At 68.5% G+C, this 18445-nt stretch carries 21 protein-coding genes and 1 pseudogene; 10 read left to right on the forward strand and 12 right to left on the reverse strand.

The genetic code is table 11. The features are described 5' to 3' along the window. The first annotated feature begins 44 nt into the window (after nucleotides 1-44). Together H9Q09_RS07360 and H9Q09_RS07370 are read left to right on the forward strand one after the other, a co-directional pair. A pseudogene (locus H9Q09_RS07360) lies at nucleotides 45-1075 on the forward strand (flagellin). Between the two features lie 532 nt (nucleotides 1076-1607). Next, a complete protein-coding gene (locus tag H9Q09_RS07370; RefSeq protein ID WP_187390513.1) occupies nucleotides 1608-2738 on the forward strand; it encodes a YihY/virulence factor BrkB family protein in 1131 nt (376 codons plus the stop codon). Nucleotides 2739-2847: 109 nt separating this feature from the next. Here the strand turns inward: H9Q09_RS07370 and H9Q09_RS07375 are convergent, their stop codons facing one another. Continuing rightward, the gene (locus H9Q09_RS07375) at nucleotides 2848-3108 is read right to left on the reverse strand and encodes a hypothetical protein (protein ID WP_024352075.1); all 261 of its coding nucleotides are present in this window, start codon (nucleotides 3106-3108) and stop codon (nucleotides 2848-2850) included. Between the two features lie 521 nt (nucleotides 3109-3629). Here H9Q09_RS07375 and H9Q09_RS07380 point away from each other — a divergent pair. Together H9Q09_RS07380 and H9Q09_RS07385 are read left to right on the forward strand one after the other, a co-directional pair. Beyond that, nucleotides 3630-4838 carry an extensin family protein gene (locus tag H9Q09_RS07380; RefSeq protein ID WP_246716047.1) on the forward strand — a complete coding sequence of 403 codons (1209 nt, stop codon included), beginning with the start codon at nucleotides 3630-3632 and terminating at the stop codon, nucleotides 4836-4838. A 92-nt stretch (nucleotides 4839-4930) separates the two neighbouring features. Further along, entirely contained in the window at nucleotides 4931-5242 is a 312-nt protein-coding gene (locus H9Q09_RS07385; protein WP_024352073.1) for a YdeI/OmpD-associated family protein, read from the forward strand. A 51-nt stretch (nucleotides 5243-5293) separates the two neighbouring features. Here H9Q09_RS07385 and H9Q09_RS07390 read toward each other — a convergent pair whose 3' ends face one another. Then, nucleotides 5294-5539 carry a YrhK family protein gene (locus H9Q09_RS07390; RefSeq protein ID WP_024352072.1) on the reverse strand — a complete coding sequence of 82 codons (246 nt, stop codon included), beginning with the start codon at nucleotides 5537-5539 and terminating at the stop codon, nucleotides 5294-5296. A 360-nt stretch (nucleotides 5540-5899) separates the two neighbouring features. Between H9Q09_RS07390 and H9Q09_RS07395 the strand changes: the two genes are divergently transcribed. Continuing rightward, nucleotides 5900-6235 (forward strand): YnfA family protein, encoded by a 336-nt coding sequence (locus tag H9Q09_RS07395; RefSeq protein WP_024352071.1) that lies wholly within the window; start codon nucleotides 5900-5902, stop codon nucleotides 6233-6235. 9 nt (nucleotides 6236-6244) lie between these two features. Here H9Q09_RS07395 and H9Q09_RS07400 read toward each other — a convergent pair whose 3' ends face one another. The 3 genes from H9Q09_RS07400 to H9Q09_RS07410 all read right to left on the reverse strand — a co-directional run bounded on the left by H9Q09_RS07400 (nucleotide 6245) and on the right by H9Q09_RS07410 (nucleotide 7503). After that, nucleotides 6245-6646 carry an acyl-CoA thioesterase gene (locus H9Q09_RS07400; RefSeq protein WP_187390514.1) on the reverse strand — a complete coding sequence of 134 codons (402 nt, stop codon included), beginning with the start codon at nucleotides 6644-6646 and terminating at the stop codon, nucleotides 6245-6247. A gap of 129 nt (nucleotides 6647-6775) precedes the next feature. Further along, entirely contained in the window at nucleotides 6776-7048 is a 273-nt protein-coding gene (locus H9Q09_RS07405; RefSeq protein WP_024352070.1) for a DUF6522 family protein, read from the reverse strand. After that, nucleotides 7048-7503, reverse strand: a complete 456-nt coding sequence (locus H9Q09_RS07410; RefSeq protein WP_187390515.1) for an Rrf2 family transcriptional regulator — start codon at nucleotides 7501-7503, stop codon at nucleotides 7048-7050. The genes H9Q09_RS07405 and H9Q09_RS07410 overlap by 1 nt, the downstream gene beginning before the upstream one ends. A 95-nt stretch (nucleotides 7504-7598) precedes the next feature. Between H9Q09_RS07410 and H9Q09_RS07415 the strand changes: the two genes are divergently transcribed. After that, entirely contained in the window at nucleotides 7599-8021 is a 423-nt protein-coding gene (locus tag H9Q09_RS07415; protein WP_024352068.1) for a group III truncated hemoglobin, read from the forward strand. A 3-nt stretch (nucleotides 8022-8024) separates the two neighbouring features. Here the strand turns inward: H9Q09_RS07415 and H9Q09_RS07420 are convergent, their stop codons facing one another. After that, entirely contained in the window at nucleotides 8025-9071 is a 1047-nt protein-coding gene (locus H9Q09_RS07420) for an ion channel (protein ID WP_024352067.1), read from the reverse strand. Between the two features lie 242 nt (nucleotides 9072-9313). Here H9Q09_RS07420 and H9Q09_RS07425 point away from each other — a divergent pair, with 242 nt between their 5' ends. After that, a complete protein-coding gene (locus tag H9Q09_RS07425; protein WP_154653370.1) occupies nucleotides 9314-9457 on the forward strand; it encodes a hypothetical protein in 144 nt (47 codons plus the stop codon). Nucleotides 9458-9539: 82 nt separating this feature from the next. Here H9Q09_RS07425 and H9Q09_RS07430 read toward each other — a convergent pair whose 3' ends face one another. Further along, complete coding sequence (locus tag H9Q09_RS07430) at nucleotides 9540-10436, reverse strand: DMT family transporter (protein ID WP_187390516.1); 897 nt, start codon at nucleotides 10434-10436, stop codon at nucleotides 9540-9542. Nucleotides 10437-10576: 140 nt separating this feature from the next. Continuing rightward, the gene (locus H9Q09_RS07435) at nucleotides 10577-11020 is read right to left on the reverse strand and encodes a DUF1499 domain-containing protein (RefSeq protein WP_187390517.1); all 444 of its coding nucleotides are present in this window, start codon (nucleotides 11018-11020) and stop codon (nucleotides 10577-10579) included. Between the two features lie 159 nt (nucleotides 11021-11179). On the opposite strand from H9Q09_RS07435, the gene H9Q09_RS07440 reads away from it, so the two are divergent. Then, on the forward strand, nucleotides 11180-11770 hold the full coding sequence (locus H9Q09_RS07440; protein ID WP_228239819.1) for a superoxide dismutase family protein: 591 nt from the start codon (nucleotides 11180-11182) through the stop codon (nucleotides 11768-11770). A gap of 64 nt (nucleotides 11771-11834) precedes the next feature. Here the strand turns inward: H9Q09_RS07440 and H9Q09_RS07445 are convergent, their stop codons facing one another. From H9Q09_RS07445 to H9Q09_RS07460, 4 genes are all read right to left on the reverse strand, one after another. Then, a complete protein-coding gene (locus tag H9Q09_RS07445) occupies nucleotides 11835-12452 on the reverse strand; it encodes a glutathione S-transferase family protein (protein WP_187390518.1) in 618 nt (205 codons plus the stop codon). Between the two features lie 122 nt (nucleotides 12453-12574). After that, on the reverse strand, nucleotides 12575-13141 hold the full coding sequence (locus tag H9Q09_RS07450) for a TadE/TadG family type IV pilus assembly protein (protein WP_187390519.1): 567 nt from the start codon (nucleotides 13139-13141) through the stop codon (nucleotides 12575-12577). Continuing rightward, nucleotides 13138-13668, reverse strand: coding sequence for a TadE/TadG family type IV pilus assembly protein (locus H9Q09_RS07455; RefSeq protein WP_024352054.1), 531 nt, complete (start codon nucleotides 13666-13668; stop codon nucleotides 13138-13140). Before H9Q09_RS07455 ends, H9Q09_RS07450 begins: the two co-directional genes overlap by 4 nt. Further along, on the reverse strand, nucleotides 13665-15134 hold the full coding sequence (locus tag H9Q09_RS07460; RefSeq protein ID WP_348646285.1) for a pilus assembly protein: 1470 nt from the start codon (nucleotides 15132-15134) through the stop codon (nucleotides 13665-13667). The genes H9Q09_RS07455 and H9Q09_RS07460 overlap by 4 nt, the downstream gene beginning before the upstream one ends. A 292-nt stretch (nucleotides 15135-15426) precedes the next feature. Between H9Q09_RS07460 and H9Q09_RS07465 the strand changes: the two genes are divergently transcribed. Continuing rightward, a complete protein-coding gene (locus tag H9Q09_RS07465; protein ID WP_024352052.1) occupies nucleotides 15427-16632 on the forward strand; it encodes a pyridoxal phosphate-dependent aminotransferase in 1206 nt (401 codons plus the stop codon). 490 nt (nucleotides 16633-17122) lie between these two features. Continuing rightward, entirely contained in the window at nucleotides 17123-18445 is a 1323-nt protein-coding gene (locus H9Q09_RS07470) for a hypothetical protein (RefSeq protein WP_024352051.1), read from the forward strand.

Consider the following 18445-nt stretch of genomic DNA (forward strand, 5'->3'; position numbering starts at 1 on the left):
GGAATGTCCCTTCAAACCTGTTATGCGTATGGGACTTCGAACAGATGACCTCGATCAATACCAATACATCGGCCATGACGGCGCTGCAGAGCCTGTCGATGATCAACAGCAACCTCGACCAGACCCAGAACCGTATCTCGACCGGCTACCGGGTCGGTGCGGCCTCCGACAATGCCGCCTACTGGTCGATCGCGACCACGATGCGGTCCGACAACAAGGCGCTCGGCGCCGTCGAGGACGCCCTCGGCCTCGGCCAGGCCAAGGTGGACACCGCCTATACCGGCATGAACGCCGCTATCGACGTGGTCGACGAGATCAAGGTCAAGCTGGTCGCAGCCAAGGAGCCCGGCGTCGACCGCAACAAGATCCAGTCGGAAATCGGCGAGCTGCAGAAGCAGCTGGCCTCGATCGCCACCTCGGCCTCCTTCTCCGGCGAGAACTGGCTGAGCTTCAACGACGTCGAAGGCACCTCGAAGAGCGTCGTCGCCTCCTTCAACCGCTCGTCGGCCGGGGCCGTCAGCGTCGGCACCATCGACATCGACACGTCAGGGCTCAAGCTCTTCGGTGACAATTCGAGTGCTGTCCCTGCGACCCTCTACAAGAACGGCATCCTCGACGTCCGCACCCTGGGCACGACGATCCTGGACAATGACGGCAATGAAGCGACGTTGGGAGATCAGTTGATCCTCAACGTCTCCGGCCTGGATATCTCGACCACGGCGCTGAACCAGGCGAAGGTGAACGCCGCCACGGGCGAGCTGTCGCTGGCCAGCCCAACTACCTCTCGGTCGATGACGTGCTCAGCAAGATGATCACCAATGTCGAGACTGCGCTCGGCAAGATGACCACCGCCGCTTCCAACCTCGGCGCCGCCAAGAGCCGCATGGATATCCAGTCGGAGTTCGTCTCGAACCTGCGCGATTCCATCGAGAAGGGCGTCGGTACGCTGGTGGATGCGGACATGACCGAAGAGTCGACCCGCCTGAAGGCGCTGCAGACCCAGCAGCAGCTGGGCGTCCAAGCCCTGTCCATCGCCAACAATTCCTCGCAGTCGCTGCTGTCGCTCTTCCGTTAAAAGGCGGCAACCGGACGCTGAGATTGACGGGTCCGGCCGCAAGGCCGGGCCCGTTTTTGTGTGCGGGGCGGGCAGGACCAACAGCCGTCAACTTGGGCGGCTTCGGGCGATATCGTCGTTTACCACTGCGGTATGCGCTGTCCGCTTCAAGCCGAAAGCCGACCGGCAGCTCTGGGGGGGCGCCGAGCAGCTGCCCTTCCGCTTCCGACCACAGCTGACATGGATCCGATCCGCGAACTCCCATACGGGCCCGCAGCATGGCGCTGCATCATGAGGCCGGACAGATGGCAGCGCCCGACTACGCCAATACCCACTTTACCTCTTGCTTCTTCGGGGGCGTCCACAGATGTCATTCTGCAAATCCTTCGCGCGTCTTACTCCGTTTGATCGCCGGCTCCCGCAGCCGAATACCGGATTTCCCTACGGTGCCGCGCTGGCCTGACGACGTCACCACCCACCTCGCCGCAATGTGGCAACGGAATAGCGTTCGGGCCGTTTGTCCTGCGAATGGACGAACCAAGGAGCGCAATTGATGACGAGTGATACCCGGAACGCGGCGGGGCGGGCCGACCAGGCGGGCAGGGGGCGCGGGGCCGTGCGGCCGTCGCAGATTCCCGCCGCGGGCTGGAAGGACGTGGCCTGGCGGGTCTTTGCCGAGATCAGCGACGACCGGGTGATGCTCGTGGCGGCCGGCGTGACCTATTACCTGCTGCTGGCCTTCGTCCCGGCCCTGTCGGCGCTCGTCTCGGTCTATGGCCTGTTCGCCGATCCCGCCACGGTGCAGGAGCACGCCGCGATGCTGCAGGCGCTGATCCCCGGCGGCGTCATGGAGATCATCAACGAACAGCTGACGCGGCTGGCCTCGCAGGGCAACACCACGCTGGGCTTCACCTTCGCCATCTCGCTGGCCATCGCTTTGTGGAGCGCCAATGCCGGCATGAAGGCGCTGTTCGAGGCGATGAACGTCGCCTATGACGAGGCGGAAAAGCGCAGCTTCGTCACGCTGACCCTGACCTCCTTCGTCTTCACGCTGGGGGCGATCGTCGCGGCGATCCTGTTCATCGGCCTCGTCGTCGGCCTGCCGCTGGCGCTTGACCTCCTGGGCATCGGCACCGACACGAAATGGCTGGTCAGCATCGCCAGCTATGCCGCGATCTTCCTGCTGGTGTCCTTCGGCATTGCGGCGCTGTACCATTGGGGCCCGAGCCGCACCCGCGCCAAATGGCGCTGGATCACCCCGGGCACCGTGCTGACCGTGGTGGTGATCGTCGTCGTCTCGCTGCTGTTCTCTTGGTACGTCGCCAATTTCGGCTCCTACAACGCCACCTACGGCTCGCTGGGCGCGCTGATCGGCTTCATGACCTGGATCTGGATCTCCACTACGATCCTGATCGTCGGCGGCGAGGTGAATGCCGAGATGGAGCACCAGACCGCCCGCGACACGACCCGCGCGCCGGCGCAGCCGCTGGGCTCGCGCGGCGCCACCATGGCCGACACGGTTGGCCGGGCGTCGGTGTCGCTGGAGGAGCCGGACCTGCCGACCCGGCGCGAGGAGCTGGAAGACTTCCTGCACCGGCGGCGCGGCACGGCGAAGATCGTGGCCGTGGCGCTGCCGACCGCCCTGTTCCTGACCTGGCTCATGCGCAACCGCGAGCGCGCCTGAGGCATGCCGGCCGCGGCGGCGCGGCCGGATGACGGTCAAACGTGGGGGATCGGCTCCGTCCCGTCCCGCCCGGACGCCGGCCTGGCGCCCGCGGCCGGCGATGCGGGCGTCAGGCGGCGCTGTAGCGCTTGCGATAGGCGGCGAAATCGTCGCTGCGATACAGCGCGTCGACCTCGTCCATGGTCAGGGAGGTCTCGTCGGTGTCGATCGAGACGCTGTAGCGGGGCGTGTCCTGGTCTTCCATCGCGCTGCAGATCGCCTCGGCCAGCGTGTCGAAGCGCTTGTGCGAGACGCCGCCGCGCGGGCTGACGCGGCGCGCCGACTTGGCCCAGAAGAAATCGGCGGGCAGATCGAAATTCAGGGAAGACATACGTCAGCTCCGTTGGTTGGACGCCGCGCGCGCCCGTCGGGCGCTGCGTCCCCCTCATATAGGGCGCCGGTTCGCATTGACCTGTAAATGGCCGGCCGGCGCCGCGCCGTTCAGCCGAGGTTCAGCCGCCGGCCACCATGCTGGCGGCCATGATCACCATTCGTCATCGCCCCGCTTCGGCTCCAGACCGCCGGTCGCTCCGCCCTTCGCGGACCGCACCGGGCCGGTCGGTCGCGCCGTCCTCCGGCGAGCGCTGCGGGGCGGCCGGGGGCGTGCCCGGGCCGCTCTCCGCCGAACCGCCCATGGCCCGCGCCGCCCGGCGGCTGCGCCAGGCCGAGGCCGGCTGGCTGGCCACCGCGCTGCGCGACGACGGCCGCGCCTGACCCGCCGCGTCGGCCGCTTGCGGGCGGGCCGCGCTGTTCCATCCCGGCACAAAGCGCCGCCTGTTCATTCTTCGCTTACCAAACCCGGCTAGCTTTCGGCTGTCCGCTCGAGTTTCGCGGAAGACGAAAGGCCATCGCATGGTATCGCGTATTCGCGAATGGCGCTTCGCTGCGCTCGCCGTCGCCTGTATCGTGACGGCGAGCCTTTCCTCGCAGCATGCCGCCGCCCAGACAGGCTTCGCGCCCCCGGTCCCGCCCGGCGACATTCCGCAATCGGGCGGCATGGTCTGGGGTGGCCACGTTCCGTCGGCCGGCGAGGGCTACCGGCCGAGCGTCGCACGGCCGGATGGCGTCGCCGCCGCGCCGCCGGCGGCCCCCGAACCGCTTGCCGCGACCCAGCCGATCGTCCGCGCCGCGCCGGCAGCCCCGGCAGCCCCAGCCGCCGCCGCGTCGTCGGCCTCGACGACGAGCTCGCTCTATCAGGATCTTCTCGGCCGCCGCGCCAGCGTGCCCGCCGCCGCGCCGCTGCAGCCGGCCGGCAATGGCGCCCTGCCGCCGCTGGACGCGCCCCGCAGCGTCGGCGGCGAGACAAGCTCAGCCGCGCCGGCCGCCGATCCCTGGACCGGCCTAAAGGCGGTGACCGCCGCACCGCCGCCGCAGCGGCGCGACGCGCCGGCGACCCCGAAGATCGTGCCGCAGCGCAGCGTCGTCGCCTCGCTGGGGGAGGCGCGCAAGCCGGCCCCCCAGAGCCCGGTGCCGGGTCGCGGCGCGCTGGAGAACCAGACGCCGAGCGGCTACCGCGCCATGCCGCGCTCAGAAGCCATGTGCCGGACGGCCCTGCGCAAGATGGGCGTGAGCTTCGTCGACATCGATCCGGTCAGCAGGGGCAAGTCCTGCGGCATCGCCCATCCGGTGAAGATCACCGCGATCGCCAAGGGCGTCGCCATGAAGCCGGCTGCGACGATGAACTGCGCCGCCGCCGCGCGGATCTCGCAATGGGTCGAGGACGAGGTGAAGTCCGCCGCGCGTTGGAAATTGTGGAAGCGGCCGACGGCGGTGCTCAACGCCTCCTCCTATCGCTGCTCGCGCATTGCCGGTTCGCGCACCGTCTCCGAGCACGCCAAGGGCAACGCCCTCGACGTGCGCGGCTTCGCCTTTTCCGACGGCTCGGTGGTGGCCGTGGAGAAGAAAGGCTTCTTCTCCTTCCGCGAGAAGGGTTTCCAGAAGGCCGTGCGGCTTTCGGCCTGCCGCTATTTCGGCACGGTGCTGGGGCCGGGCTACAATTACGACCACCGCGACCATCTGCATCTCGACGCCAAGAACCGCCGCCGCGTCGTCTGCAAATAGGCGCCGGGACGGGTTGCGGCGGCGCCGGCCCGGATCGTAGGGTCGCCTGACTTTATAAACCTGCAACCGGACGAGACATGCCGGGAGGCATCATGGCCGATGATTTTCCGCAGGGGACGGTCCACCGGGCCGGCGAGGACATGCAGGCGGCGCTGACGGCGGAGCCGGAGGTGCTGGGTCTGTGGCAGAAGCTGACGCCGCTCGGGCGCAACGAGTTCATCTGCTGGGTCGAGGACGCCAAGCAGGCAAAGACGCGGCAGCGGCGCATCGAACGCACCATCGACGAATTGCGCGAGGGCCGGAAGCGGCCCTGCTGCTGGGCCGGCTGCATCCACCGCACGGACAAGGCGCCGAGCCCGTGGCAGCAGGCGGTGCTGATCGACGGGAAGACACGCAAGGGGTGATCCGGGCGGCGAAGGGCTGCGGCAGGCCGGCTTGGCGGACGGCGCCTCGGGCTAGCCCGCGTCCGCTGCGCGCTTGTCGCGGCGCTTTTCCTTCGCCTCGTAGATCGTCTTGGCGAGTTCGCCGAGGGAGCCGAGGAACATGCCGGTGGAGCCGGCGACGAACATCCAGACGGCCAGCGTGTACCACTCCTCGAAGGCCTTGAAGAACAGCACCGAGCCGATGACGAAGAGGAGATTGCCGACGAGGCCGATACCGAGATGGATGTAGCCGAAGTCGCGAACGAGAATTTGCAGCATGTTGGACCTTCGGAATGCGTGGCGTCTGTGCGGTGACGACGGCAGGGCGACACCCGCTGGCTTGCCTGTCTGAGGCGGCCGGCGCGCCGATCCCTGCCGGTACGGCATAACGGTCCCTGCCACGACAAGGCAACCGGGCGGCGGTGTCCTTGCTGCGGGATCGACCACCAGGAAGGGGTCGCCGGCTTGTCCGGGTGATGCTGCGCCGTGCAGGGCAGGCGGCTTGCCGGCCGACGCGGCGGTGACATCCCTGCAGCCGTCGCGGTCTCGCGGTTGCGGGCGGCTTGCCGCTGATGCAATGCGTCTGGGTCGCGCAGCGCCGAGCCGAGCTGGGCCGCGTTCCGCGCTAGGGGAGATCCGATGACGCCCGCATTCACCGCCGTCACCTATGTCGCGGCCGCGCTGGCCGAGATCGCCGGCTGCTTCGCCATGTGGTCATGGCTACGGTCCGGTGCCTCGGCGCTCTGGCTGGTGCCGGGTCTGGCCAGCCTGGCGCTGTTCGCCTTCCTCCTGACGCTGGTGCCGGTGGAGGCGGCGGGACGGGCCTATGCGGCCTATGGCGGCGTTTATATCGCCGCCTCGCTCGGCTGGCTGTGGCTGGTGGAGGGCAGCCGACCGGACCGCTGGGACATGGCCGGCGCCGGGCTCTGCCTCGTCGGCGCGGCGATCATCCTGTGGGCGCCGCGCGGTGCCTGACAGCGGGGCTCAGTCGGCGATGGTCTCGGCCGGCACGGCGGTCGGGCGGCCCTCGTCGTCGATCGCCACCATGACGAAGGTGCCCTCGGTGACCTTGGTGCGCTCGTGGCGGGCGCGGCCCTTGGCCCAGGCCTCGATGGACAGGGTGATCGAGGTGCGGCCGACCTTGTCGATGGTCGAATAGACGCAGAGCGTGTCGCCGATCTTCACCGGCTTCCTGAAGATCAGCGTGTTGACCGCGATGGTGGCGACGCGGCCGCGGGCCCGCTCGGCGGCGCGGATGCCGGCGGCCAGATCCATCTGCGACATCACCCAACCGCCGAAGATGTCGCCATTGGCATTGGCGTCGGCCGGCATGGCCGGCAGCCGGATGGTCAGTTCGCCCCGGGGCTGTTCGTCGGTCTCGTCCATCGCGCGTCTCCTCATTGGCCCGAATGGCATAGCAGACGCGGCGGGACTTGGCAGCGGTGACGGACGGATCGCGCGGGGGTGCGGGCGAAGCGGCATCCTGGCCGAGCCTGCGGCGGCGTTCGGCCGCGATCAGCTCTGGCAGGGCGGGGCGCCGCTCTCCGGCTCTTCCGGGACCAGATGCCCGTCGGGCTGGCGGATCAGCACCCGGCGCTGGCCGCGATAGCGGAAGACTAGCCGGTGGCGCCCGGCATCGGCGCCGACGCCGCGCTCGACCGTGCCGCGGACATTGCCGCGGCGCAGCTCGGTCCGGAAGAAGGCCACCGGCAGGCCGAAGGCGGCGGCCACCGCCGTGCTGTCGACCTCGACGTCACCGCTGTCGTCCTGGGGAGCGTGGTCGGCCATCAGGCGCGCGCCGCCACGCGCGGCGCATTGCCCGCCTCGGCCAGCGGGAACAGCGACAGGATGTCGATCTCGCGTTTCGGCAGGTCGGCGAAGCTGTAGCGGTCGAGGACGGCGAGGAAGGCGGTGACCGCTTCGGCGAGGACGCCGCTCATGCCGCAGGCCGGCTGGATGATGCAGCGGCCGCAATCGGCGAGGTCGAACCCGTCCTCGGTCGCCCGCACCAGCTCGCCGACGGAGATCTCCGACGCGGGACGGGCAAGGCGGATGCCACCGGCGCGCCCGCGCAGGGTCGTGACATAGCCGGCCTTGCCCAGTTCGTGGACCACCTTGGTCAAATGGTTGCGCGAAATGCCGTAGGCCTCGGAAATGTCGGCCACCGAGGAGAGGCTGTCGGGCCGCGCGGCGAGGTAGATCACGACGCGCAGCGCATAGTCGGTGTAGCGGGTAAGGCGCATGCGCCGGGCTCCCTTTCGCTGTGCCGATAAAACATATATCAGAAATACATATTTAGCCAGCGGCGTCGTCCGCCGGCCTGCCGCGAGGTCGCCCCATGTCCGAGGACCGCATTGTTTCGCCGATCGTCGACGAGGATTCGCTGCGCCTGCTGGTCGCTGATTTCTATGACCGGGTGCGCGCCGACCCGGTGCTGGGGCCGGTGTTCGAGGGGGCGGTGACGGACTGGCCGGCGCATCTGGAGCGGCTGACGGCCTTCTGGTCGTCGGTGATGCTCACCTCGGGCCGCTACAAGGGCAATCCCTTCGCCGTCCACCACCGCCATCGCGGCGAGATCGATCTCGCCATGTTCGACCGCTGGCTCGGCCTGTGGCGCGAGACGACCAGCCGGCGCTTTCCGGCGGCGACGGCCGCGGTGTTCCACGAGAAGGCGGAGCGGATCGCTGACAGCCTGAAGGCCGGGCTGTTCTTCCGGCCGGAGCTCGCCGATCTGCGGCCGGCCCATCCGCGCAGCCAGTGACCGTCAGTCGGTGTTTTGACGGGTCTGCCGCTCTAGGGCGTCGTCGTCGCTGTCGCAGCGATTGATCGCCTGCCAGTACCAGCCATCGCTCTGGACCAGCGACAGGAGCAGGCGGCGATCGACCGATCCGGCATGGCCGGCGGGCACCCCGTCCATGCCGGCGGCCGGCGCGGGGCGGGCGGCATCGTCGCCATGCAGCCGCGGCGGCTCCTCACGCGACAGCTTGATGTGGCCGGAGCGCAGCGACCAAAGGAACGAGGTGATCGCCGACTGGCAGCGGATCATCGACAGCCGGTCGGGCTGGCGGTCGGCGGGCACGGTGGCGGCGATGCTGTCGATGGCCTCGCTGAGCGCGGCGAGGCGCAGCGGCAGCGCCGCCGCCGCTTCGCCCGAGTGGAAGTAATGCAGCGCCGGATAGGCCAGATGCTGCTGGCCGAGGGTGATGATGTTCGGGGACAGCGTATCGAGGATGCTGGCGAGCCGCCCATAGCCGTCGCCGTCCCGGCACTGGCTCAGAATTCCGTCCGGCGTGCTGCCGAGGCCGTGAATGGTGATCGCCAGCTGGCGCTTGGCGACCGCCGCCGAGATCACCGGCACGAGATAGGTGACCGACAGGGTCAGGGCGAGAAGGCCGTTGGCGGCGCAGAGCGCGGTGAGCAGCTGCCACAGCGCGCCCGACGGCTGGAAATCGCCGAGGCCGAGGGTCGTCAGCGTGTAGCCGGCGACATAGAGCATTTCCACCGCATCGGCCGGCGCCTTGGTCTGGGCGTTGACGATGCCGTCGCCGCCGCCGAGGAAGATCAGCCACCAGCCGAGCCACAGGCCGACAAACCAGACCAGCGCCGAGCCGGCGAGAATGAGCGGGCCGGCGGCCGACAGGAGCCGATGGCCGCGCTCGCCGCCATCGGAAATCCGGAGCGCCAGCCGCCACGCCCCCTGCATGGACCAGGCGGTGAGCGGGCCGGCGCCGCGGGCCGTCAGGGTGGTCAGGCCGATTTCGATGATGGTCCAGGCGACGAGGGCCGCGCCGAGAAGCGAGAGAAGGATCATGGCGAGTGTTCCGGATCGGGGCCGTGAGGGAAGCGGTGAAGAGGACGCGCCCAGCGCCAACGCGGCACGCTGCGATCCGATCCCGAAAACGTGAAGCGGGTTGAGGCGGCAGCGGCGGGAAGGCGGTGCGCTGCGCCGATCGCGGCAATCCTGCATGGCTGCCTTGCACGCGGCCCGGTGCCACGTGCCCCCGGCGCGGCCTATCTGTTGCATTGCAACATGAAACAGACCGGAGACCCATCATGGCCCCTCAGACTTCTCCCAGCCGTCCCCGCCGCTTCCACCAGCGCGTTGCCGGCTTCTTCGTCGAGGCTGCCGCGGTCATCGAGGATGCCCGCCGCATGCGCGACGAGTATCGCCGCAACCATCGCGGCATGATCGAGTAGGCAGGATCGACACCGGCGCCGTCTGGCGCCGGGCGGACAATCGCGGCTGAGACAACGCCGCGCGATGCCGAGCCGTGTGCCGTCAGGCTTCGGCGTGCCGCGCTTTACCCCAGCGCCGCATCGGCACCAGTTCGACCGCCAGCATGGCGGTAAAGATCAGGGCGCAGCCGACGAGGCCGATGGCCGCGATGCGCTCGCCGAGGATGATCGCGCCGAACAGCGCCGCGAACAGCGATTCCGACGACAGGAAGATCGCCGCCTGCGCCGCCGTCGTGTGACGCTGGCCGATGATCTGCAGGGTGAAGGCGAGCCCGGTCGACAGGACGCCGCCATAGACGATTTCCGGCCAGGCCTGCCACAGGCCGGCAAGGGTCGGCGCCTCGAAGGCCAAAGTGCCGAGGCCGGCGAGGATCGCGGTGACGGCGAACTGCACGAAGGACAGCGTGTAGGGTCGGCCGCTCGGACCGGCGAACAGCCCGACGAAGACGATCTGCAGCGCCCAGAACACGGCGCAGACCAGCATCCACACATCCCCGATATTCAGCGCCGCCAGGCTGCCGCCGCCCAGAAGGGCGATGCCGGTCAGGGCGGTGAGTGCCGCCGGCCAGACCACCCAGTGCGGCCGGCTGCGCAGCAGGGCGAGGCCGAGGATCGGCGTCAGCACCACATAGAGACCGGTGAGGAAGCCGGCATTGGTCACGGTCGTGGTGACCATGCCGATCTGCTGGGTGATGGCGGCGAGAAACAGCAGCGCGCCGATGCCGACGAAGCCGATCCTTGTGCCCGGCGGCACCGGCACCGCCGCGCGGCGGCCTTCGGCGATGGCGAAGGGCACGAGGGTCAGCGCCGCGATGCCGAACTTCGCCGCGGTGAAGGTCCAGGGACCGACCGCGGCCATCGCCGTCGACTGGGCGACGAAGCCCATGCCCCAGACGGCACCGGCGAGAAGCAGCAGGCAATTGGCGCGAAGGCGTGTCATGGCGACCGGAGGCAGGATGGGAGAGAGGTTCGCGAAGGCCGATGGAGCGCCGCGAACCGATCGCCTTGCTGACTATCGGAGCCGGTGGGGCGAGGCAAGGCAGGCACCGTGCGCCGCACCGGCGATCGGCGCGGGCGGGATCAGCGGGCGGCGTTTGCCAGGAGCTCCGCCCAGCGGCTCAGGCGCTTGGTGTTGGCGCCGAGATCGGAACGGCCGAGCAGCGCGCGCGCATAGATCCGCATTAGCGTGCCCTCCGGTGCGCCGAAGGCATCCACGTCGATCGTGTCGGGAAAACGCAGGACGGCGCTGCGCGCGACATAGCGGCGGTAGTTCGGCGTCTGGCCGTGATCGACCCGCACGACGTCGCCATCCTCGGCGAGGGCCGCGTCGAGACGGGCGAGGAGGGCCTGCGGCGGGATCGCGAAGACCGGCAGGGCGACATCGACCCGTGCCGCGGTGGCGCCGGGCGACGCCGCGACGCTGTCGTTTGGCACGGAGCGCCGCGTCAGCTTCGCCAGATCGACCGGTCCCTGGTCGGCGGGCCCGCCCAGCCGTGTCCAGAGCGCCTCGAGAAGATGGGCCATGCCTTGCCTTTCCGTACCAATGCCTGCGGGCAGCCGGCGCGCTCACGCCTGGCTGATCAGAGCGGAACGATCGCCGCCGGGCGGTCGTTGCGGGGGGACGACACTAAGGCCTGCGGACCAAATCTGGCGCGGGCCTGCGCAACCGGAAGGAACCGTCCCATGCTTCGCATCGCGACACTCGCTCTTGCCACCTCCGCCCTGTTCGCCGTTCCGGCGATGGCGCAGGATTCGACGCCGACCCCGACCGACAAGCCGGCCAACGCGCCGTCCGACGGCATGAATGCCGGCATGCAGAACGATATGGAGCCGATCACCGTTGAGATGAAGGGCGCCGATGGCGGCTCGGCCGGCACGGTCACGGTGACCCCGACGCCGCACGGCCTCCTGCTGTCGGCCGATCTCGCCAATCTCGCCGATGGCGACCATGCCTTCCACGTCCACGAGACCGGCGTCTGCGAAGGCGATTTCTCCTCGGCCGGCGGCCATTACAACCCGACCGACAAGGAGCATGGCTACAAGGTCGAGGGCGGCCATCATGCCGGCGACCTGCCGAACTTCACCACCACCGACGGCTCGGCCAGCTTCGAGAGCTTCGCGCCGGCGCTGACGCTGACCGGCGGCGAGGCGCCGCTGAACGATGCCGACGGCTCGGCGATCGTCGTGCATGGCGGCACCGACGATTATTCCTCGCAGCCCTCGGGCGACGCCGGCGACCGCATTGCCTGCGGCGTCGTCTATTCGGGCCAGTAAGCCGTCCGCTGACAGAACGGGTTGCCGGCATGGGCCGGCAGCCGGTGAAGATTGAGTCCGGCGCTCAGGCGCCGGGCAGCCCGCCGATCGGCCGGTAGTCGGGAAGCGCTTCGATCCGCGTGAGCCAGGCCCGGATGACGGGATAATCCGTCAGCTCGAATCCGCCTTCGCCGGCCCGGTGGGTATAGGCATAGAGCGCGATGTCGGCGAGGCTCGGCGCGTCGCCCACCAGCCATTGCGCCCCGGACAGGCGCTGCTCCATCACCGCCAGGGCCTTGTGACCGCCGGCCAGTGTGTCGGCCAGACGCTGCGGCGTCGCGGCCTCGCGCATCTGCGGATAGACCAGCAGCGAGCGCCGCACAGCGATGTGCGGCTCGTGGCTGTATTGCTCGAAGAACATCCAGCCAAGCATCTCGGCGCGCGCGAAGCGGTCGTCCGGCACGAAGCGTGTGCCGTCGCCGAGATAGCAGAGGATGGCGTTGGATTCCGGCAGGGTGCGGCCGTCTTCCAGTTCAAGCAGCGGCACCTTGCCGTTGGGATTGGCGGCGAGGAACGCGGGCTGCTTGGTGCCGCCGTCGAGCGTGCTCACCTCGACATGGCGAAACGGGCGGCCGAGCAGCGCCATCAGCAGCCGGGGTTTGTAGCAATTGCCGGAATCGGCCATCCCGTGGATCGTCAACATCGCGTGCCTTCTGTGCCGCTTGCCTGAAGGCGCAGCATAGCATTGGCCACCGCCGGCAATGAAGGCGTGGTGCGGACCGTCGAGCACGGGCCGGGCGTATCGTCCGCTCGTATCGAGAGGGCTCAGTTCGGCCCGGCAATGCGCTTGGTGAAGCGGGGGCGGACGGCTGCTACCGAACTGTGGGTCATGCCCTTCAGCCGGACCACGTCGAACATGGCGTTCTGGGGGATCATCGTCTCGGTGACGAGGATCGAGTCGCCGATGGCAACCGACGGCAGGAGGTCGACGGGGATTGGGCGGTCCGCGAAGGCGGGCGAGGCGTCCGGCGGGTAGCTCCAGTCGGTGTCGAAGCCGCGCGACGAGCGGGTCAGGCTGGAGATCCGGACTTCCAGCGCGCCGTCGGGTTGCGGCACCAGCGCCTTCAGCGTGGCGATGATGCGGTTGTCGAGCACCGATCTCGGCAGTTCGGTCTGGCGGGACATGTAGTCGCTCATCGAGGCGGTGGCGCGTTCGAGCGCCAGGCTTTCCCGGTAGAAGTCGAAGAGCGTGACCGTGCCGAGCAGGACGAGGACGAGTAGCGGCGCGATCAGCGCGAACTCGACCGCCGCGACGCCGGACCGGTCGCCGAGGAGGCGGCGATGGCGAGCGGGCGGCGGTGCGCCATTCGTGGGGGCAGAATCGGCCATCATTGCGGCTCGTTGACGAAGGCGGCGTAGGAATTGATGCCGTAGGCGCCGGTGTCGCCGTCGGGCAGTGCCACGGCGAGGCCGAGCATTGGCGTCATTGGCCGCACCGAGGTGCAGACCCGGACGAACATCAGCTCCGAGCGTTCGCCCGGCCGATAGGCCGGCACGGTGCCGCGATGGACGCAGCGCGCGACGGTCTCCGGGATCGTGTCGGAGGCATTGCTGAGGGCAATCAGCTCGACCGTCGTGTTCGCCGCGCAATCGGTAAAGACCATCGCCTGGGCGCAGATCCGTTGCTTGAGGTCGTCGGCCGAGATCGCCGCATTGTCGGCGATGCGCAGCTGCCGCACGATCCGGTTCAGCGCGCCGTCCTGCATGATCGTCTGGGTCATCAGCCAGCCGGCCTCGAAGATCGAGAAGACCATGGCGAGGAACAGCGGCACCACCAGCGCGAACTCGACGGCGGTCGCGCCGCGCCGGTCGCGGGCAAGGCGCAGCGGAGCCTTCAGGATCGGCAGGGGGCGTGTCATCCGATCAGCTTGATCTTCTGGATCGCCGTGGCGATCGACTTGAACGCGTCCTGGATGTCGAGGGCGTTGACCCGGTAGAAGCGCTCCGCGCCGCTGGCGCAGCTCGACATCTGCTTGGCCGCTGTGTCGTTCACGTCGAAGCCGATGGTGAAGACGATGACGTTCTTCTGCTTGGCCGCGGTGCACAGGGCCGCGGCGAAGCGTTCGGCGTCGCCGACGGTATAGAGGTCGGTGTTGAGACTGCCATTGTTGTAGTACTGGACCGGCTTGCTCGCATCCTTGGGAATGCGCTGGCTGCTGATCGCGCCGTCGGTCATCAGCACGAGGAACTTCATCGTGTCGGGATCGGTGAAGCTGGCCGGCCGGTTGCTGAAGCGTGCGTCGATGTCGAGTTCGTCGGACAGGGCCCGGTAGCGCGCCGCCTCGCGCAGCATCGGCTGGATCGCCGGATCGAGCAGCAGCAGCCCCCATTTCAGCGCGATCGGCGTGCCGGTGCCGTCATAGAGCTTGTAGTTGTCGATCTGCCGCTTGAGATATTCGCGGTCGTTGGAGAGGAACGAGACGCCGGTCCGGTCGGTGTCCTTGCCTTCGCCCGCGACGAAATCGTGCGTCGTGCCCGGCCGCGGATCGTGGGGATCGTCCGGGCACCACCAGGGTTCGGTGATCTGCGCCTCGCCGGCCTTCTTCAGCGCGTCGTGATGGTTCGCCTGGGTAAAGTGCTGGGTCTGGGGAAGATTGGCGAAATCCGGCACGCCGAGGGTGAAGTCGCTGCGCCCGAACTGGAAGCAGGACGAACGGTCGTGCTGGCGACGGTTGCGGGTCAGGGCGTCGAACAGCACCGGGCCGATGCTGACCTGGCCGGCATAGGGCACGATGCTGACGGTGGTGTAGTCCTCCGCGCCGTCGGCCAGCACCATGTCCATGAAGGATTTGGCGGCCGGGCGCAGGTAGTTGATGCGCATGGCGCCGCTGGGGCCGGGATAGCTGCCGGACTTGTCGAAGCGCATGGAGCCGGACATGTCGAGCAGCAGCGAGATCTCGATGTTCTTGCGCTTCTCCTCGGCCTCCGCATGGGCCACCACGGTGAGCTGGTCGATGCCGATCAGCCGCAGGAAGGCCGTGTCGGTGACGGCGGTGGCACTGGCCTCGACCCGCTTGGCGTTGCTGAGCTCGTCGGCCTTCACGTCGAGGGCGTAGCTGCCCTTCGTCACGGCCGCCTTGAGGAAGCTCTCGATGGTCTCGCGCGGCGGGCGCGTCTGGGTGAGGGAGGCCGCCGCCAGCACGCCGCGATCGAGACCGTCCTGCAGCACCGAACGCAGCCGTTCATGGGCGATGAGGTCGATGGCGCCGCCGGAGATGACGATCATCGGCACCAGCATCAGGGCCGTCATGACGGGGATGCTGCCGGCTTTGGCGCGCAGGAATCTGGACCGAAAGGCGGAGGGTTTCATCGAGCGCCAATGCATGGACTATAGGGCTGTCTTATTATTGAGCCGATGAGATTTAAAACGCCTTAAAAATAAGCGCTTATAGCGAGGCATCGGAAAATATTCCGCAGCCATGGCGTCCCGGATCGGCGCGGCACGGCAGGCAAGGGCCGGGCGGCGGGCGGTCTCGCCGCCATCGTCGCGGCGACGGTCGTGGCCGGTGAATAGCGACGGGCTCGCGCGGGGCCCGGCTTGCAGCCCGACGCGGCTGGCATTAGGGTCCGCGCGCCCGCAGGGGCCTTCCCGCAGCTACGATCGGAGTTCAGCACCCATGGCATTTCTTGCCGCCGCCCTCGACCGCGTAAAGCCGTCAGCGACCATCGCCGTCACCCAGAAGGCGCGCGAGCTGAAAGCGCAGGGGCGCGACGTCATCGGCCTGGGCGCCGGCGAGCCGGATTTCGACACGCCGGACAACATCAAGCAGGCGGCCATCGAGGCGATCAACCGGGGCGAGACCAAATACACGCCGGTCTCGGGCATTCCCGAGCTGCGCCAGGCGATCGCCGCCAAGTTCAAGCGCGAGAACGGCCTCGACTACAAGCCCGAGCAGGTGATCGTCGGCACCGGCGGCAAGCAGATCCTGTTCAACGCCTTCATGGCGACGATGAACCCGGGCGACGAGGTGATCATCCCGGCGCCCTACTGGGTCAGCTATCCGGAGATGGTGGCGATCTGCGGCGGCACGCCGGTCTTCGTGCCGGCCGGCATCGAGACCAATTTCAAGCTGACGCCGGAAGCGCTGGAAGCGGCGATCACGCCGCAGACCAAGTGGTTCCTGTTCAACTCGCCGTCCAACCCGTCGGGCGCCGCCTATACGCGCGACGAGCTGAAGGCGCTGACCGACGTCCTGATGCGCCACGAGCATGTCTGGGTGCTGACCGACGACATGTACGAGCACCTGGTCTATGGCGACTTCACCTTTACCACGCCCGCCCAGGTCGAGCCGGCGCTCTACGAGCGCACGCTGACCATGAACGGCGTGTCGAAGGCCTATGCCATGACCGGCTGGCGCATCGGCTATGCCGGCGGCCCGGTGCAGCTGATCAAGGCCATGGACATGATCCAGGGCCAGCAGACCTCCGGCGCCTGCTCGATCTCGCAATGGGCGGCGGTCGAGGCACTGAACGGTCCGCAGGACTTCATCGACACCAACCGCGCGATCTTCCAGGGCCGGCGCGACCTCGTCGTGTCGATGCTGAACCAGGCCAGCGGCATCGACTGCCCGACGCCGGAAGGCGCCTTCTACGTCTATCCGTCCTGCCAGGGCCTGATCGGCCGCAAGACCGAAGCCGGCACGGTGATCGACAGCGACGAGACCTTCGTCTCCGAACTGCTGCAGGCCGAGGGCGTGGCGGTGGTGCATGGCTCGGCCTTCGGCCTCGGCCCGAACTTCCGCATCTCCTATGCGACGTCGGAAGAGGCGCTTGAGGAAGCCTGCAAGCGGATCCAGCGATTCTGCGCCAGCCTCAAGGCCTGACATTCCGAGACATGATTGCGTGATGAAAGGCGGCTCCCCGGAGCCGCCTTTTTTCGTGGGCGGTGGTCGGAAGCGCAGGTGCGGGCAAAGCCCGGACAGAAAAAAGCCGGGTTCGCGAGAACCCGGCTGAATTAGGAAGGATTCCGAAAAACCCTTGGGAGGAAACAGCCAGTGCCAAAACGGCGGGAGGAGGTGCCGTCGGCGGCTGACTGCGGTGGAACATAGTCATCGGCGGATTCGGCACCACGTCCAATTCGGTATGTGAGCCATGCGTTTGATGCATGACTTGTCGCGGACGCTCTGCTTGGTCGTCATAGCAAAACCCGATCGGTCGATCGGCAAAACCGATGGATCTCGGCGCGGCGGTTAACCGCATGCGCAGCTTTCGGCGGCACCCGGCTACCCGCCAACATGCGATAGCCCTAATGTCGGGTTAACAACGCTGAGCGGCTCGACCCGCATCGACGAATGTCTGAAGGGCCAGGGGCCGATGAGCGCATCGCAATCCTATACGCTGCGCGGGCAGTTGACCCGCCTCGACACGACAACCCGCATCACGCTGGCGGTGCTGGCGCTGGCCAGCGGCGTCTACACCTATCTCGGCGTGCGCGAGCTGCTCGACGGCACCGCGACGACGGTGTTCCTCGGCGCCATCGTCTATTCCTCGGCGGTCTCCGTCGCGATCTACGCCTTCTGGTCCTATCTGATGCGGTTCATGCCGCATGTGCGCCAGCCGGGCAGCCGGCGGATGCTCTATGTCGCGATGGGCCTCGGCGCGGCGATGATCATCGCCATGTCGTCCTGGCTGAACGCCGCGGCGCTGGCCGGCGCGGCGGCGCTGGAGCAGCATCTGGCGGTCACGACCGAGGAGTATCAGGGGAAGCTGAACGAGGCGCATGAGAACGCGCTGGCGGCCCAGAGCCTTCTGCCCGACATCCAGCTCGCCTCGCAGCGCTTTGCCCGGCTCTCCGAACAGGAGGCCCGCTCGGGCATCCTCACCGGCACGTCGGGCTCGGGCACGGTGGTGCAGCTGCTGCGCCAGATGTCGAACCAGCTCACCGGCCTGCAGGGCGAGATCACCGCCTCGCGCGAAGACGTCAAGACGCTGTTCGGGGAGGGCGGCGAGCGGCTGTCGGCGATGCGCCAGCTGGTGTCCTCGCAGGGGCCGATCGCCGACCGCGCGAATGCCTATGCCGAGCAGGCGGTCGCCCTGTCCGGGCTGATCACCGCCTTGCAGCAGACCTCGGTGGCGCCGACCGTGCGCCGCGCGGCGGAGGATCTCGGCCGCACCTTCATCGCGCCGATCGCCGACGGCGCCGACGACGATCTGCGCACCCGCCAGAGCGAGGTCGTGGGCCGGGTCGAGACCGCGGTGCAGGCCCAGAGCCAGGCCCTGGCGGCGGCCGCCGACGAGATCCTGGCGCGGCCGGTGGTGGTGCCGGTGCGCTTCACGCCGCTGTCCTCGCCCGAAGCTGTCATCCGCTACGCCCGCGACTTCCTGCCGTCCTGGGCCGGCGCGATCTCCATCGACCTGTTGCCGGCGGTGCTGATCTTCATCCTGTGCATCGTCCAGGACGTGATCCGCCGCGAGGACGGCGAGGAGATGGAGACCGGCGACATGAGCGCGGCGGAACTGATGCGGGCGATCCGCATCCAGAAGAAGCTGCGCACGGCCGAAACCGACGAGGCGCTGCCGGCGGCGGCGCGCGCCGAGATGGCGGCCCACGATCCGCGGGAGGTGCCGGACGACGACATCGTCCAGGCCAACACCGCCGGCGGGCCGACGCCGTTTCCCAAGACCGTGGTGCGCTGA

Source organism: Aurantimonas sp. DM33-3 (assembly GCF_014334315.1).
Lineage (GTDB): Bacteria > Pseudomonadota > Alphaproteobacteria > Rhizobiales > Rhizobiaceae > Aurantimonas > Aurantimonas coralicida.

Excerpts from the sequence above, each read along its gene's own strand:
- H9Q09_RS07370 (WP_187390513.1), top strand. The coding sequence starts at position 1,608 with ATGACGAGTGATACCCGGAACGCGGCGGGGCGGGCCGACCAGGCGGGC.
- H9Q09_RS07375 (WP_024352075.1), bottom strand. The coding sequence starts at position 3,108 with ATGTCTTCCCTGAATTTCGATCTGCCCGCCGATTTCTTCTGGGCCAAG.
- H9Q09_RS07380 (WP_246716047.1), top strand. The coding sequence starts at position 3,630 with ATGGTATCGCGTATTCGCGAATGGCGCTTCGCTGCGCTCGCCGTCGCC.
- H9Q09_RS07385 (WP_024352073.1), top strand. The coding sequence starts at position 4,931 with ATGGCCGATGATTTTCCGCAGGGGACGGTCCACCGGGCCGGCGAGGAC.
- H9Q09_RS07390 (WP_024352072.1), bottom strand. The coding sequence starts at position 5,539 with ATGCTGCAAATTCTCGTTCGCGACTTCGGCTACATCCATCTCGGTATC.
- H9Q09_RS07395 (WP_024352071.1), top strand. The coding sequence starts at position 5,900 with ATGACGCCCGCATTCACCGCCGTCACCTATGTCGCGGCCGCGCTGGCC.
- H9Q09_RS07400 (WP_187390514.1), bottom strand. The coding sequence starts at position 6,646 with ATGGACGAGACCGACGAACAGCCCCGGGGCGAACTGACCATCCGGCTG.
- H9Q09_RS07405 (WP_024352070.1), bottom strand. The coding sequence starts at position 7,048 with ATGGCCGACCACGCTCCCCAGGACGACAGCGGTGACGTCGAGGTCGAC.
- H9Q09_RS07410 (WP_187390515.1), bottom strand. The coding sequence starts at position 7,503 with ATGCGCCTTACCCGCTACACCGACTATGCGCTGCGCGTCGTGATCTAC.
- H9Q09_RS07415 (WP_024352068.1), top strand. The coding sequence starts at position 7,599 with ATGTCCGAGGACCGCATTGTTTCGCCGATCGTCGACGAGGATTCGCTG.
- H9Q09_RS07420 (WP_024352067.1), bottom strand. The coding sequence starts at position 9,071 with ATGATCCTTCTCTCGCTTCTCGGCGCGGCCCTCGTCGCCTGGACCATC.
- H9Q09_RS07425 (WP_154653370.1), top strand. The coding sequence starts at position 9,314 with ATGGCCCCTCAGACTTCTCCCAGCCGTCCCCGCCGCTTCCACCAGCGC.
- H9Q09_RS07430 (WP_187390516.1), bottom strand. The coding sequence starts at position 10,436 with ATGACACGCCTTCGCGCCAATTGCCTGCTGCTTCTCGCCGGTGCCGTC.
- H9Q09_RS07435 (WP_187390517.1), bottom strand. The coding sequence starts at position 11,020 with ATGGCCCATCTTCTCGAGGCGCTCTGGACACGGCTGGGCGGGCCCGCC.
- H9Q09_RS07440 (WP_228239819.1), top strand. The coding sequence starts at position 11,180 with ATGCTTCGCATCGCGACACTCGCTCTTGCCACCTCCGCCCTGTTCGCC.
- H9Q09_RS07445 (WP_187390518.1), bottom strand. The coding sequence starts at position 12,452 with ATGTTGACGATCCACGGGATGGCCGATTCCGGCAATTGCTACAAACCC.
- H9Q09_RS07450 (WP_187390519.1), bottom strand. The coding sequence starts at position 13,141 with ATGATGGCCGATTCTGCCCCCACGAATGGCGCACCGCCGCCCGCTCGC.
- H9Q09_RS07455 (WP_024352054.1), bottom strand. The coding sequence starts at position 13,668 with ATGACACGCCCCCTGCCGATCCTGAAGGCTCCGCTGCGCCTTGCCCGC.
- H9Q09_RS07460 (WP_348646285.1), bottom strand. The coding sequence starts at position 15,134 with ATGCATTGGCGCTCGATGAAACCCTCCGCCTTTCGGTCCAGATTCCTG.
- H9Q09_RS07465 (WP_024352052.1), top strand. The coding sequence starts at position 15,427 with ATGGCATTTCTTGCCGCCGCCCTCGACCGCGTAAAGCCGTCAGCGACC.
- H9Q09_RS07470 (WP_024352051.1), top strand. The coding sequence starts at position 17,123 with ATGAGCGCATCGCAATCCTATACGCTGCGCGGGCAGTTGACCCGCCTC.